This is a genomic window from Flavobacterium aestuarii, assembly GCF_040049115.1.
In the GTDB taxonomy this organism is placed as follows: domain Bacteria; phylum Bacteroidota; class Bacteroidia; order Flavobacteriales; family Flavobacteriaceae; genus Flavobacterium; species Flavobacterium aestuarii.
In genome coordinates, this window is record NZ_JBDLZZ010000008.1 from 116,876 (window position 1) to 131,830 (window position 14,955).

Annotated in this window: 10 protein-coding genes; 2 read left to right on the forward strand and 8 right to left on the reverse strand. The window is 35.3% G+C overall.

The genetic code is table 11. From position 1 onward, the window contains the following. Positions 1 to 113: 113 nt before the first annotated feature. The 8 genes from ABEG11_RS10780 to ABEG11_RS10815 form a co-directional block, all read right to left on the reverse strand. A complete protein-coding gene (locus tag ABEG11_RS10780) occupies positions 114 to 2,441 on the reverse strand; it encodes a TonB-dependent siderophore receptor (protein WP_348824173.1) in 2,328 nt (775 codons plus the stop codon). A 44-nt stretch (positions 2,442 to 2,485) separates the two neighbouring features. Beyond that, positions 2,486 to 2,671: a hypothetical protein gene (locus ABEG11_RS10785; RefSeq protein ID WP_348824174.1), complete on the reverse strand. Its 186-nt coding sequence runs from the start codon at positions 2,669 to 2,671 to the stop codon at positions 2,486 to 2,488. Positions 2,672 to 2,878: 207 nt separating this feature from the next. Beyond that, a complete protein-coding gene (locus ABEG11_RS10790; RefSeq protein WP_348824175.1) occupies positions 2,879 to 4,063 on the reverse strand; it encodes a PepSY-associated TM helix domain-containing protein in 1,185 nt (394 codons plus the stop codon). 70 nt (positions 4,064 to 4,133) lie between these two features. Continuing rightward, on the reverse strand, positions 4,134 to 6,263 hold the full coding sequence (locus ABEG11_RS10795; RefSeq protein WP_348824176.1) for a TonB-dependent siderophore receptor: 2,130 nt from the start codon (positions 6,261 to 6,263) through the stop codon (positions 4,134 to 4,136). Between the two features lie 176 nt (positions 6,264 to 6,439). Further along, positions 6,440 to 6,928: a DUF6265 family protein gene (locus ABEG11_RS10800; RefSeq protein ID WP_348824177.1), complete on the reverse strand. Its 489-nt coding sequence runs from the start codon at positions 6,926 to 6,928 to the stop codon at positions 6,440 to 6,442. A gap of 178 nt (positions 6,929 to 7,106) precedes the next feature. Continuing rightward, the gene (locus ABEG11_RS10805; RefSeq protein ID WP_348824178.1) at positions 7,107 to 9,410 is read right to left on the reverse strand and encodes a type IA DNA topoisomerase; all 2,304 of its coding nucleotides are present in this window, start codon (positions 9,408 to 9,410) and stop codon (positions 7,107 to 7,109) included. 177 nt (positions 9,411 to 9,587) lie between these two features. Further along, positions 9,588 to 10,619: a PAS domain S-box protein gene (locus ABEG11_RS10810; RefSeq protein WP_348824179.1), complete on the reverse strand. Its 1,032-nt coding sequence runs from the start codon at positions 10,617 to 10,619 to the stop codon at positions 9,588 to 9,590. Positions 10,620 to 10,852: 233 nt separating this feature from the next. Further along, entirely contained in the window at positions 10,853 to 11,047 is a 195-nt protein-coding gene (locus ABEG11_RS10815; RefSeq protein WP_348824180.1) for a hypothetical protein, read from the reverse strand. A 212-nt stretch (positions 11,048 to 11,259) separates the two neighbouring features. On the opposite strand from ABEG11_RS10815, the gene prfA reads away from it, so the two are divergent. Continuing rightward, complete coding sequence (prfA, locus tag ABEG11_RS10820) at positions 11,260 to 12,336, forward strand: peptide chain release factor 1 (protein WP_348824181.1); 1,077 nt, start codon at positions 11,260 to 11,262, stop codon at positions 12,334 to 12,336. Positions 12,337 to 12,674: 338 nt separating this feature from the next. Continuing rightward, positions 12,675 to 14,885, forward strand: a complete 2,211-nt coding sequence (locus tag ABEG11_RS10825) for a DUF5723 family protein (RefSeq protein WP_348824182.1) — start codon at positions 12,675 to 12,677, stop codon at positions 14,883 to 14,885. Positions 14,886 to 14,955 lie beyond the last annotated feature (70 nt).

The following is a 14,955-nucleotide window of genomic DNA, read 5'->3' on the forward strand; positions in this document are numbered from 1 at the left end:
TATAATCTGTGGCCAATTTTATCGATTTGGTATTAGTCACAGATAGTCTTATTTTAAAAGTAAAAACACCTCATAGCTTAATAGATTGAGGTGTTTTATAAAATTTAATCGGTTTAAAACTTGAATGTTAAGTTTGCTAAAAAGTTTGTAGGTGCCTGCGGTGCTCCCCAAGTACTCCAATATTTTTCATTCGTCATGTTATTCAGCTTAATTCCGATTCTCCAGCCCTGCTGCTCATAGAATATAGTGCTGTTAAGAAGCGTATATGACGGAATGTAAAAAGTATTGCTGGTTGCCATGAAGCTTTCATCCACATAATTGGCTCCAAAACCAATGCCTAAACCTTTTAAAATGCTTTGTGATTTATAGGAAGCCCAAAAGTTTACAATATTTTCCGGAGCGTCTGCTACTTTATTGCCTTCAAAAGCAGTGGATTTTACGATGCGGTTATCATTATACCCATATCCAGCCGTAATATCTAAACCGGGAATGGGATTAGCGATCAGTTCAAATTCATATCCTTTGCTTACCTGCTTTCCGCCTTGTTCGTATGATAAATCGGCATATCTCATTACAGCATTGTCATTGGTAATATTATAATAACTAACGGTGGTGCTTAATTTTCTATTGAAAAGTTCGGCTTTTACACCTCCTTCGTATTGATTTGCATAAAGAGGATCTAATATTAACTGCTCACCGTTTGGCTGATTTACTGGTGCTAAGTTTTGGAAACCGTTCATATAATTTCCGAATATTGAAAGCTGATTTTTAATAACCTGATAAACTACTCCTAATTTTGGAGATAATGAATTTTGATTGTAAGCTGGTGTAGTACCGCTTTCTTTTCGGTCAAAATTATCTAAACGAAGACTCAGCATTACCGAAACTCTGTCGGCATAGCTTATTACATCCGATATATAGCCGCTCGCAGTATATTCGTTTCTCCCTGCTCTTATAACCGGAGTTCCTAACAAAGCATCGATTTCTTTTTTTCTGATTGGAGCAAAATTCGTAGTTACATCAATCGTTCTGATAACTGCCGAAGTTGGTGTTGACGAAAAAGTATCGCTATAGTATCTGTAATTGAAACCGGCTAAAAATTTATGTTTAAAGATGCCGGTTTCGAATTCGCCGTTAATATTTTCCTGAATATTGGTATAATTACTTGATATTGGTCCAAAAACTGTTGCACGTGCAGTAACAACTGTCGGTGAAGTCCATGTTGGCAGAACCTGATAACTGTATTCTACGTTTTCGCTTACATAAGAAAATAAAGTTGTCGATTTCCAATGGTCGGCTATCTGATATTCTGCCTGAACAAAAGCTTTTGAAGCAGATGATTTGGCATCAGCATCTTCATGTGCCAGTGATTTTTTGTAATCCAATTTTATATCGCTCGGATTAGTTATGCCAGATGTTGTAGTTGCGCTAGGATATAACGGCTTAGTGCTTTTTACATTGTATAATTCGGCATCTACATTAAAAGTAAGTTTTTCTGTTGCTTTAAAAGTAAGGCTGGGAGTGAAGGACAGGCTGTTATTAAACCCATAATCCAAAAAGCTTTTTTCTTTATTAACCCCGACATTTAGTCTGAATAGTACATTTTTTTCTTTTGTAAGCGGTGTGTTTATATCAGCAGTAAGCTGGTTTAGACCAAAACTTCCTCCAGTGTATGCAATTTCTGTTGATGCTGTTTCAAATGGTTTTTTGGTAACCAGATTGACAACACCTCCAAAAGAAGAGGCTGAAGACCCGAATAAAGTTCCAGAAGGGCCTTTTAGAACTTCAATGCGTTCAACATTGGCAATGCCTACAGAAGAGCGCCCTGATAATGTTTCCATACCATTTCGGGAATTGATACCAACAGTAAAACCTCTAAAAATAAGAGCAAATCCGCCAGAAGGGTAATTAAGCGGTACTACACCAGGAGCATTTCGCATAGCGCCGGCAATATCAACAGCTATCTGCTCTTGAAAAAGTTCTTTGGGAATTATATTATAAACCTGTGGATTTTCCAGATTTTTCAGAGGCATTCTAGCCACATAATCGGTTTTTTTAGAAACTCTGCTTTTTCTGCTGTTGATAGTAACTTCCTGCAGTTCTTTGTTGGAAACTTTCAGCTGTAAATTAAGTGCAGCTGTTTCGTGTTCTGTAATGGTTACTTCTTTTTCAATGGTTTCGTAACCCGCTAATGAGACTAGCAGCGTGTAGGTATCAGCTTTTATTCGGTTAAATTCGAAATTACCATTTTCACCGGTAATTGTAAAGTATTTTGAGTTTTTAAGAACCACGTTTACATCACTGGCAGGCTGTCCGTCTGATGTGGTTATGTTTCCTTTTAATTTTCCATGCTGCTGCTGGGCAAAAAGATTAACTGCTGAAAAGAGAAATAAGCAGGCTGTAAGAATTAAATGCTGTATTCGAAGTTTAAATTTGTTCATTATTATTTAGATTTTATTTGATTTATTTTTTTAGGTGAAAAATTTTAGTTCAAAAAATAAGTTTTGAATTGGTCTAATTCTGTATGTAACTGAGAATAATCGATAAACCATTTTTCTAATTTCTGAATATCTGAAGGTGTCAAAGTGTGAATTGCCTTTTGTAATTCTTTTGAAAAGAGCAGCGTATCAAAACTTACTTTCTCTAATATTAATATGGTATAATCAAACATGATGTATAGAATTAAAAGTTATTTATCATAAAGTCGCCACATAAATTGTGTTTAGTAAATCAAAATTCAATATTATTTTTATTTAGAATTAATAAAAATAATTAAATTAGCCCTAAAAAAATCCAGTCTGTAATAACTGGATTGTTCAAGTCTCTACTGTGTTTTTTGATGCTGAGATTTATTTCAGAATTATTAATTACTATTCAATTACAGATTTGTTTCTTTCTTCTTTTTCTTTCGTCCCCACCAGATTAAAAATCCAGTTATGGGAAGTGAAGCGCAGATTAAACTGAGAATAAATGCTATAATTTTCCCTGGAATTCCAAAAATGGCTCCCACATGAATATCATAATTTGCAGCTACTGCTTTCTCTCCTAAATTTTTATCTTTATGAGAATGAACATGCAGCAGTTCACCTGAATTCTCATCGAATATCAGATTGTGATTAACGTGATATGAATAAGGCAATTGTTTGACAAAAACGGAATAATTCGGATGCTCGTGGTCATCAATATGTTTGTGGCCAAAATCTAAACTATAAGCAAAAGCATCTGGATATAACTCTTCTACTTTTTTGCCGATTTTGTCTAAAGTGTAGTCATTTCTTTCTGAAATTGGAGCTTTGGTTTTAATATGCGAGAAATCAGGATACGCTAGACTTCCGCCGGAAAATGTTATATACAGAATGGCTTGGATAAAAAAGAAGGAATAAAACAACCCCGTAAATGCTATGACAAAGGCTAATGCGGAAGCATAAAATCCTAAAATATTGTGCAGATCATAATTCTTTCTTTTCCAGTTTTTTACTTTACTCCATTGAAAAGAAAATCGCTGTTTTCGGGCATTTTTATTTTTTGGCCACCAAAGAATTATGCCAGAAATAAGCATAAAGACGAATATCAATGTTGGAATTCCTGTAACATAGGCTCCCCATTCGCTTTTTAGCAAAAAGCTGTAATGTAACGATTTAATAATGCTAAAAAAATCGGCAGTTTCATCGTAAACACCCAGAATTTGACCTGTGAAAGGATTTATATAAACAGATTTATAGACTACATATTCATCAAAGAAATTCCATGCTTCGGGATTGTGTTCGTAGTAATAAAAAATATAGCTTCTGCTTTTATCCATTGGGATATTTGCCCAATGCACAGGATATTTTTCCTTGGTAAATGCATTTACTTTATCTTCCAGAACTTTTAATGGAAGTGTTTTCTTTGAAACTATATTTTGTTCTTTATGAAAAATAGCATCTTTTCGAAGATAATTTGTGATTTCTTCCTGAAACACATACAGACAGCCAGTGATTGCAATGATAAATACCAATAGACCCGTTGATAATCCGAGCCATAAATGTAGTTTTCCGATTGCTTTTTTGAACTTACTTTTCATTCGCAATAACGTTAAAAAACTCCCCATCGAAATGAGGAGTTTGATTAAAAATCAATGATAATTTCTAATACTAGAATTTATAAGTTAAACCAGCATATACACTTCTTAAACGTTGAGGTGTTACTGTTGACCAGCCTGAATAATATTTTTCATTTAAAAGATTATTAGCTTTTAAAGAGATACCAAATTTACTGGTGTTGTATGAAAGAACAGAATTTAAAACGGTGTAGCTTGGCAATTCAAATGTCCCAATATTAGATCTGTTTAGAGTTGCATATTCACTAGCATAGTTTCCTCCAAACCCAAGAGCAAAACCTTTTAAACTGCCTTCAGGGAATGCATAATTTGCCCAAAAATTTATCAATGTTTCCGGACCTGCTTCTTCTGGTCTCATGCCTAAGTATCCTGAGTTTTCAAACACTTCATTTGTCATCTCACTTTTGTTATTGCTAAAACCTGCAATTAAGTTTAAACCTTTGGTTGGGTTTGCAGTAAGACTAACTTCAAAACCTCTGCTATATACTGCTCCGCCTTGTATAAAGTTAGTAAAGGTGACAGGGTCTGTTATTACTTTGTCTTTCACATCAATATCATAATAGCTTATTGTTGCCGAAATGATGTCTTTGTATAAATTCGTTTTTAATCCAAATTCAAATTGATTGGCATGTTCAGGATCAAATGATCTCACACTTGTTTCACTGCCAATTGTAATCTGTTTTGGCAATACATTAGTAAAACCATTCATATAGTTTCCAAATAATGAAACCTTATCTTCAATTACCTGATACACTATTCCAAATTTAGGAGATAATGCTGTTTGGTCATTTGATTCGTCTCCAGTAGTAGATTTAAAATTATCAATTCTTAAACTTACCATTGCTGAAAGACGATCTGTTATATTAAGAACATCTGAAGCATAAGCACTTAAAACTTGTGTTTCGGCTGTTGAATTTCCTTGAAAAGATCCTTTTAGTATTTCATCAATACCGCCTTGAGTTAAATCTCCGGTGTCCGTTTGGTCTTTAAGTGATACCACTCCATTGGCTAACCAGCCAGAACCGCCACTTTGGATTTTTGAACCAAAATAATCCAGTCCAACTACTAGTCGATTTCTTAGAGAACCAATTTTGAAATCACCAATAAAGTTTTGCTGAATGTCGGTAGTATTGGTTTGGCTGTTTGCTTCATTAACGAATCTGCCAAAATGATCGCCATCTCCACCATCCCAAAGATAAGAACCGTAACCTTCAGATTTAGTAGTACTTCTGGATAAAGCTGTTTGAGAAGTCCATTGGTCAGATATTTTATAAAACATCTGAGTCTGCATATTAAATGAAGGGTTGCTAATCGTTAAATCATTTGAAGTATATGATTTTTTATAATTTTGTTCGAACAAATCCATAGAATGGAATGACAGCGGAACATATCTGTTTAAGAAAACCATCGGAGCATTTGCTGAATTTCTACTTGAAAATTCAGTGTTTACTAAGAATGATAATCTGTCACTTACTTTATAACTCAAAGATGGAGCAAAGAAAAAAGATTTACTGAATCCTGCATCCTGGAATGAATTCTCATTTTGAAAAGCTCCATTAAAACGCACAGAAATTTCTTTATTTATTGGTACGTTTACATCAGCAGTAACTCTATCGAGGCCATAAGTTCCTGAAGTGTAATTTATTTCACCTCCAAAAAAATCGTATGGTTTTTTAGTTACAATATTAATCAGCCCGCCATAAGAGATTAAGCTGCTTCCGTATAAAGTTCCAGACGGCCCTTTCATTACTTCAATATTATCAACATTGATAGGATCTACTGTTGCATTTGTTACTGCTGGCAAGCCGTTAGTCATTGTCGGCTGTACCGCAAAACCTCTCATACTGAAATATTCTGCTCCATCTGTGCCACGTCCTGTAGATTCCCAAAGACGGGTAATACCTGTTGCATTTTTAAGAGCGTCATTAAGGTTTGTAACCACTTGTTCTTTTAATAATTCACTCGTAACAGTATTGTACACCTGTGGGTTTTCAATATCTTTTAGAGGCATTTTGGAAACAGTAGTGCTTTTTTCTCTTTTGTATTTGTATTTGTTGGTGACATGCACTTCATTTAAGTTACTTATACTGTCTTTAGCAGTTTGCTGGGAATAACCGGCTAATGAAAACAACACAGCGGTAGAGAGTAAAATTGCTTTCTTCATTTTATTTAGATTAATTTAAAATAATATCGCAAATGTAAAAATTAAACTTTGTTTAACAATATTTATTTAGATTAAATATAAATAAAAAATATAACTCAGTGATTTGGCTAGTTTTAGTGTATAAAAAAAACCTTGCTCTTTTTAAGCAAGGCTCTTTTTTTGTAAATTAAAGACTGTTATTTTTGAGGTTCAGCCTTTTTCATTCCGAATTTTTCTGCGCTTGCTTTCCCGAGCTGTACTCCCGAAATAGATGCGACAAGGCTGTCTTTGCTTATTTGCGTATAAGTGATTTTTTGAGGATAATCGTGTTTTGGATTTTCAAAAACCAGCTGTTTTTCAGTTTTGGAAGTTAGTCTAAAAGGAACCGCTTTGTTTTCGTTCTGTCCCTTTACAGTGGCGTTATAAAATAATTCTTCTCCTTTTTGCTGCAGTGTTATAGATTCAAAATGCAAGGTGTCTTTTCCTTTGATGAAAAATGATTCCCCTTGAAAAGTACTGTCATTGATTTGTTTCCAGTTTTCCAGAAGAATACCGTCATCGATTTTACTTGCCCAATTACCCAATAACCAGTTGGCCGATTTTATTTGGTCTTTTTCGGTTGCTGTTTTGTCTTTGCAGGAAATAATAACCAATAAAAGGAGTGAAAGAGTTGCTTTTTGAAACATAATAGGAGTGTTTTGTTTTGTAATGCTAAATTATGAAAAAATAAAATAGTGTCTCTTTTTAGTTTGGAATGTTAATGACTATTTCTCGCAAAGACGCAAAGGCGCAAAGAAAATACTTGGCTTTGCGTCTCAGCGTCTTTGCGAGACATTGATTTAGAAAAAAAGAAGCAAGAAATTCTTAAAAATTCTCATTCAAAATAGAATAAACTAATTCTTTTGTCGGTTTTTGATCTCCAAGTTTTGCTCTGACTTCGTCAAAAGTTACTTTAAAATCGCAGCCGGATTTGTATTCACCACAGCCATAAGCGGTTTTTCCTTTCAGAATAGTTCCTTTTTTACATTTTGGGCAGGTCAATGAATCTAAATTGGATGCTGGTTTCGCTTTTGGTTCCGTTTTCTTTGGTTCTAATTTAAGTTTATAATTTTCTTCAAAACGGATTAAGCCTTCAACGGTTTCTGAATCCAATTTGAAGCCTTTTATATTTACGGTTGATCCTTTTTGAAGCAGTCGCAGATATTGGCTTTCGGTGATTTTTTTACCTTCAAAAACATATGGTAGCACAAAATCACAGCCCGATTTGTATTCACTGCACCCGTAGGCTGATTTTCCTTTTAGGATATTTCCTTTCTGGCATTTTGGACAGGCTTCCGCCAAAATTCCATCTGTCTGCTTTTTTTCTGTTTTTACCATTGGTTTCTGAATCGCTGCAGCGTGTGAAATATTGGCGCGTCTCGTCTCGCTCCGCACTTCATAGATCAGAGCTTCGACCATGTTTTTCATGTTTTTGATAAATGCACCAGCGGTAAATTCGCCTTTTTCAATGTCTTTCAACTGTTTTTCCCAAGAACCGGTAAGTTCTGCCGATTTTATTAATTCATTCTGAATAGTTTCAATCAGCTGAATTCCGGTTGGGGTAGGCAATACCTGTTTTTTGTTGCGGACAATATATTGGCGTTTGAAAAGTGTTTCGATAATGTTCGCCCTAGTTGACGGACGCCCTATTCCGTTTTCTTTCATCAGTTCGCGTAAATCTTCATCATCCACTTGTTTACCGGCAGTTTCCATCGCACGAAGCAAAGTAGCTTCGGTAAACTGATTGGGTGGTTTGGTTTCTTTCTGTAAAAAGGATGGCTGATGCGGACCTTTTTCACCCACAGTAAAACTTGGCAGTATATCAGCTTCTTTTTCTTTGGCATTCGGGTCTTCAAAGACAACTCTAAACCCTTTTTTCAAGATTTCTTTTCCGGTGGCTTTAAAAGTAACATTGGCAGCTTTTCCGATTACTGTTGTATTAGCAACCAAGCAATCGTCATAAAACACAGCGATAAAGCGCTTCACAATAATATCATAAACCTGCTGCTGATTATACGGCAGATTGTTTTGCACACCTGTTGGAATAATTGCGTGGTGGTCTGTTACTTTTTTGTCGTTGAAAACCTTCGGAGATTTTTTTATTTTTTTTTCTAAAATAGGCTGGGTCAATTGACTGTAATTCGTCAGATTTTTTAGAATTCCTGGTACTTTTGGGTAAATGTCATTCGGCAGAAAAGTCGTGTCAACTCTTGGATACGTGATTACTTTTTGTTCATATAAAGTCTGCGCAATCTTGAGTGTTTCTTCTGCCGAAAAACCAAATTTCTGATTGCAGTACACCTGTAAACCCGTTAGGTCAAAAAGCTTCGGGGCATATTCGTTACCGTTCTTTTTTTCAACAGAAACAATTTCGAAATCACTTTCCTTGACTTTTTCGGCCAGGATTTCACCGTCTTCCTTTTTTAGAAAACGCCCTTCTTCATAACTGAAAAGTGTTTCTCTGTATAATGTCTGAAGTTCCCAGTAGGGCTGTGGTTTAAAATTTTCGATTTCCTTAAAACGATCCACAACCATTGCCAGTGTAGGCGTTTGCACCCGACCGATAGATAAAACTTGTTTGTACCCGCCGTGTTTTACGGTGTACAAACGAGTGGCATTCATTCCCAATAACCAGTCGCCAATGGCTCTGGAGAATCCAGCGTAATATAGGTTGTCGTAATTGGCGGATGGTTTCAGGTTTTCAAAACCTTCTTTGATGGCTTCGGTGGTTAGTGATGAAATCCAAAGACGCTGAATTTCGCCTTTGTATTGTGCTTCGTTCATCACCCAGCGCTGAATGAGTTCACCTTCCTGTCCGGCATCCCCGCAGTTGATGACCACTTCGGCTTTGTCGAACAGACTTTTTATGATTTTGAACTGTTTTTGAATTCCCGAATTCTGCACCACTTTGGTTTCGAATTTTTCGGGAAGCATCGGAAGGTTGTTCAGGTCCCAGCTTTTCCAATTGGGTTTGTAATCATGCGGTTCTTTTAAGGTGCATAAATGACCAAAAGTGTAAGTCACGGCATAACCGTTGCCTTCGAAATAGCCGTCGTGCTTGGTATTGGCACCCAAAACGGATGCAATTTCACGTGCGACACTTGGTTTCTCGGCAATACAGACCTTCATTTTTCTCTTCTTAATTTGAAGGCGAAATTAGGGATTTTGAAATTGGTATTGAAATTTTTTACTTTCTACCATTTCTTAATGAATTAATTCTTTGTTATGAATGTTCTTATGGGAATGTTCTGTAATGATGTTTTTGGTTAATATATTGATTTTATTTGTTTTATGATGATTGATTGTTTAAGTCTGAATTTTTCGTTGAGATGTTAAGGGATAAGTAGCACTTTTTTGAACCACTTCGGCGATTTTTTCATCCAGCTGGATACAGGAAGTAAAAAGATGTTCCAACAGCTCAGAATATTCCGGAGAATTTATATCTGTTTCTTTCAAAAGATTGGAAACCCCCATTATATTGGCAAGAGGCGCTCTGATAATATGGGAGTAATTAAAAGCAATTTCCTGTAACCTGGAATTCTGGTTTTCTATAGCTTCCATGTAATTGAGGCTTTCGGTTATGTCATTGGCCATTACCAGTCCATATTTTGCTTTATCAACATAGATTATGTTGCTCACCAGTTCAACATAGATTATGGATCCGTCTTTTTTTTGATGACGATAGATTCGATTTGAAAATATTTCTTTATTTTTTCTAAGAAACTTGATTGCTTTTTTTAGTTCAATCACATCTTCAGGAGGGCGGATATCTCTCAGTGTCATCTGCATATATTCTTTTCGGCTAAAGCCATATTTGTTTATTGCAGCATCATTAATTTCATAAAATCGCAACGATTCTAAATCATAAACCCACATCGGCAAAGGGTTCATATAAAAAAGATCACGGTATCGCTGCTGCAATGTTTTGTGTTTATTATATTGTTTGCTTAATTCAATACAATAAGAAATGCTTTTGAATAATAATAACGAATTCAATCCATCTTTTGGCAGGCAATCTATTATTATATTTTTGGTCTGAACTCTTTTATTATTTTGATAATCGGCAATTGATTCATTATCAGTTATAATAATTACAGGGATATTTTTTGGATTATTTGAGGAACAAATAAATGTTTTGGTTTTTCTATCTAATGTTTCAATACACAAAATTATTATGTCAAATTTAGAAAATGAAACTTCACTTTCTGCTTTAAGCAGATCAATGATAGTTATAGCCGGAGAAAAGATTCTTTCATGAAGAAGCTGTTTTATTTGACTTACTTCATGGAGAATGTCACCAACTATAAGAATTTGATTCTGAAACGTTTTTTTTGACATTGGGTTATATTTTTATGATCTGAGGAGAATTTACGCAAAGCCCTGTTTACTGTATTGATATTCTTTGTTTTAGAGTATTGCTGAATTGAGGCTTTGATTTATAAATTTCAGCAATTAATTAGTTAAAATTTTACATAATTCATTTTTTAAGTTACATGAATCACAGTTAGTATATTTTGTAAAAATGGAGATAAAAAAAATCTCCATTGGTGTGGAGACTTTTTGAGGTGAAATTATTTTTTTTGCTGATTATCGAGTTTGTCCTCGAAGTCAGGATTTTTGCCTTTAAATTTATGAGTATCAGGATCATAATTTTTATCATTAGTTAACACTTCATCGTGCTCTTTGTATTGGTGTTTCCTCATGTTGCTTCTTTTGTCAGCTCCTTTGTGCTGATTGTTTCCAGATGGTTGTTTATTTGTGCTCATAATTATATCATTTTAAGTTTATTTAAAAATAGTTATAGATCAATTTAATGGCGTTATAGAATTAGAAACGAAATTTTCAAAATTCACTTTTTATTGATCTAATCACCTATTTTTTATATTCAATTACGTCCAAATTAAAACCAGTTTTCCGCTGCTTTTAACTATCAACTATTTTTTGTAATTTTGCCGTCCAAATAAAAAGGGATTATAAAATGTTAGATAGACTTCAATATGTAAAACAGCGTTTTGACGAGATTTCGGATTTGATTATCCAGCCGGATGTTATTGCTGATCAAAAACGATATGTGCTGCTGAACCAAGAGTACAAAAGTATCAAAGCTTTGGTTGAGAAGCGTGAAGAATATATTCTGGTTTTGGCCAATATTGACGAAGCCAATGAGATTATTGCTGATGGAAGTGATGCCGATATGGTAGAAATGGCCAAAATGCAGCTCGATGAAGCAAAAGAGCGTTTGCCACAGCTTGAAGAGGAAATTAAGTTCATGCTGATTCCAAAAGATCCTGAAGATGCGAAAAACGTAATGGTGGAGATTCGTGCAGGAACAGGTGGTGATGAAGCGAGTATCTTTGCTGGTGATTTGTTCAGAATGTACACTAAATATTGCGAAAGTCAAGGCTGGAGAACATCAGTTGTAGATATGAACGAAGGGACTTCGGGAGGTTTCAAGGAAATTATTTTTGAGGTTACTGGTGAAGATGTGTATGGAACTTTGAAGTTTGAAGCAGGTGTTCATCGTGTACAGCGTGTTCCACAAACGGAAACTCAAGGCCGTGTGCATACATCGGCAGCAACAGTTATGGTGCTTCCAGAGGCTGAAGAGTTTGATGTACAGATAGATATGAATGATGTTCGTGTAGATTTTTTCTGTTCATCTGGACCTGGAGGACAATCGGTAAATACTACGAAATCAGCAGTTCGTTTAACTCACATTCCAACAGGATTGGTGGCTCAATGCCAGGATCAGAAATCACAGCATAAAAATAAAGACAAAGCTTTGATAGTTTTGCGTTCCCGTTTATACGAGATGGAATTAGCCAAAAAACAAGCCGAAGACGCTTCAAAACGTACGTCTCAGGTGAGTTCGGGTGACCGTTCGGCAAAAATCAGAACCTATAATTATGCGCAGGGCCGTGTGACTGATCACCGCGTAGGCTTGACGTTGTATGATTTAGGCAACATCATGAATGGTGATATTCAGAAAATTGTTGACGAATTGCAATTGGTTAACAATATGGAGAAACTAAAAGAAGCTAGCGAAGTTTTTTAATTTAGCCGAAAAAAACATTAAAAATGGACTGAGATTCCATACAGAATCTTAGTTCATTTAATTATATACTGATTACCAGCAGTTAAATTGCAATTTATACCTAATTGCATCTGAATTGCAGAAAATTAAAAAGAATACCCATTTGTAGGTATTTTTTTTTGGGCTTTAATTTGTAGTTTTGAATGTTTATAGCAAACATAGAAGCATTATTAAAATAAGACAAATATGTTTCTGAATATATAAATTATTAAAAAACCGTGGCTTTTAATTAACATTATTTGCAGCAAAATTAATAAAGCAATATACTTGCCGTTTAAATATTAATCTAAAATCAATTTATGAAAAAATCATTACTTTTTTTGATTGTTCTGTTCTCAATTGTAAAGGCTAACGCTCAATCTTATATGGGTTATATTCCAGATAATTACGCTGGAATTCAAGGCGTGCTTTTTAACCCTGCCTTTATAGCGGATTCGCGTTTCAAGACTGATATTAATATATTCTCGACCAGCAGTTCATTAAACAATGATTACTACGGAGCGAGTCTATTTGATTTGACAAGCAGTTCATATGATTTTGATAAGGATGGTGTTAAAACTCCTACGAAGAACAATGGAGGGATTGTCTATTCGGATATTATGGGGCCATCGTTTATGTTCAATATCGCTCCAAAGCACACTGTTGCAGTTTATACGAGAGCAAGAGCAGTAGTAAATCTGGATAATATAAATGGAGAATTGATTACCCGCTTTTCTGATGGTTTTGATGGAGCTGAGTCTTTTGCTCCTATTTCTGTTGGGAATCCGCAAGTTGTTGGGCAAACATGGGGCGAAATTGGAGTTTCGTACGCAGCTGTTTTGTGGCAGAATAAACAGCATTTCTTAAAAGGAGGATTGACTGCCAAGTATTTGGTAGGAGGAGTTAATTCCTATGTTGATGGAGAAAATTTATCGGCTGCTTTTTTTCAGACCGGGAATCTTGCAACAAGTCAATTGGTAACTACAGGATCGGTAACTATAGGGAGTAATCCTGATTTTATCGTAGGAGATGAGGATGTGAAATTTAATCCTGATTCAAATGGTTTAGGCGCTGATTTCGGTTTAGTATACGAATGGAGACCCGATTATGAATCTTATGATTTGAGTAAAGCTAAAGCAAGTGATAATAATTTTAGAGATTTAAATAAATACAAATTGCGTTTTGGCGTGTCTGTAACTGATATAGGCTATATCAATTATAAAAATCTGAGACAAGATGTATATAATGTCGCTGGTGTAGTTTCTGCACAGGATATTGAGGATTCTGATTTTGATAATTTTGGTGATTTTTTAGAAGATCATTATGGCACTCCTGTTACTACATATAAAGATTCAAAATCTAATCTCCCAACCATGCTGCATGTCGATGCTGATTGGAACATGTACAAGAAATTTTATCTTAACATGACTGGAAATTTAAGTTTAGTAGATAAACAGACTTTGAATCAGACATATACTCAAAACACATGGATGCTTACGCCTCGTTATGAGACCAGATGGTTTACTTTTTCATTGCCAATAAATTATATGGAATATACTGGGATGCAAGTAGGGTCAGGATTGCGTTTTGGACCGCTGTTTGTTGGTTCAAGTTCTGTGATTACAAATATATTTTCAAAAGAGTCAAAAGGAGCCGATGTTTATTTTGGATTAAAAATTCCAGTATATCAAAAGAAATTTAAAGACTCAGACGAAGATGAGATTTTAGATAAAGATGACAAATGTCCAAAGGAGGCAGGTCCGGCTGAGAATAAAGGCTGTCCTTGGCCTGATGGCGATGGGGATACAGTTTTTGATAAAGATGATGCTTGTCCAAAAGCTGCAGGTCCAGCAGAAAATAAAGGATGCCCTTGGGGGGATTCTGATAACGATACCGTAATGGATAATGTAGATGCTTGTCCAGCTGCTGCCGGGCCAGTAGAAAACAAAGGTTGTCCATGGGCAGATACTGATGGGGATTCGATTCTTGATAAAGATGATAAATGTCCTAACGAAAAAGGCTTAGCAGCTAATGCTGGATGTCCTGAACTAGATGCCGATAAAGATGGAGTTCTGGATAAAGAAGATTCTTGTCCAACTGTTCCTGGTCCTGCTGGCAATAAAGGATGCCCTGAAGTAACTCAAGAGGCACTAAAAGAGCTTAAGGTTCAGGCAAGAGCAGTATTCTTTGTAACAGGTAAAGCTGTTTTGCAAAATGCAGATAAAGGAGAGACCGATGGAAGATTAGATGCTATTAAAGAAATTATCAAAAATTATCCAAATGCAAAATTCTCTATTGAAGGTCATACAGATAACGTAGGAAATGCTGTGTCTAATCAAAAACTTTCAGAAGCTAGAGCCAAAGCTGTTATGGATGCATTAATAGCAAAAGGTGTTAATCCTGATAATCTGACTTATATTGGATATGGTGCGACTAAACCAGTTGCCAGCAATAAAACCGCTGAAGGCAGAGCGCAAAACCGCAGAACCGAGGTAATCCATGTTGGTACTATCTACGAAGGAAAACTATAATTCTGTTTTTATAAAATCAAAAAAGAGGCCGTTTGGCCTCTTTTTTTTATTGCCAAAAGATTTGACTTTT

What these genes read in the sequence shown, in the direction of transcription:
- ABEG11_RS10810 (WP_348824179.1), bottom strand. Translation starts at nt 10,619, where the DNA reads ATGTCAAAAAAAACGTTTCAGAATCAAATTCTTATAGTTGGTGACATT.
- ABEG11_RS10805 (WP_348824178.1), bottom strand. Translation starts at nt 9,410, where the DNA reads ATGAAGGTCTGTATTGCCGAGAAACCAAGTGTCGCACGTGAAATTGCA.
- prfA (WP_348824181.1), top strand. Translation starts at nt 11,260, where the DNA reads ATGTTAGATAGACTTCAATATGTAAAACAGCGTTTTGACGAGATTTCG.
- ABEG11_RS10825 (WP_348824182.1), top strand. Translation starts at nt 12,675, where the DNA reads ATGAAAAAATCATTACTTTTTTTGATTGTTCTGTTCTCAATTGTAAAG.
- ABEG11_RS10795 (WP_348824176.1), bottom strand. Translation starts at nt 6,263, where the DNA reads ATGAAGAAAGCAATTTTACTCTCTACCGCTGTGTTGTTTTCATTAGCC.
- ABEG11_RS10790 (WP_348824175.1), bottom strand. Translation starts at nt 4,063, where the DNA reads ATGAAAAGTAAGTTCAAAAAAGCAATCGGAAAACTACATTTATGGCTC.
- ABEG11_RS10785 (WP_348824174.1), bottom strand. Translation starts at nt 2,671, where the DNA reads ATGTTTGATTATACCATATTAATATTAGAGAAAGTAAGTTTTGATACG.
- ABEG11_RS10780 (WP_348824173.1), bottom strand. Translation starts at nt 2,441, where the DNA reads ATGAACAAATTTAAACTTCGAATACAGCATTTAATTCTTACAGCCTGC.
- ABEG11_RS10800 (WP_348824177.1), bottom strand. Translation starts at nt 6,928, where the DNA reads ATGTTTCAAAAAGCAACTCTTTCACTCCTTTTATTGGTTATTATTTCC.
- ABEG11_RS10815 (WP_348824180.1), bottom strand. Translation starts at nt 11,047, where the DNA reads ATGAGCACAAATAAACAACCATCTGGAAACAATCAGCACAAAGGAGCT.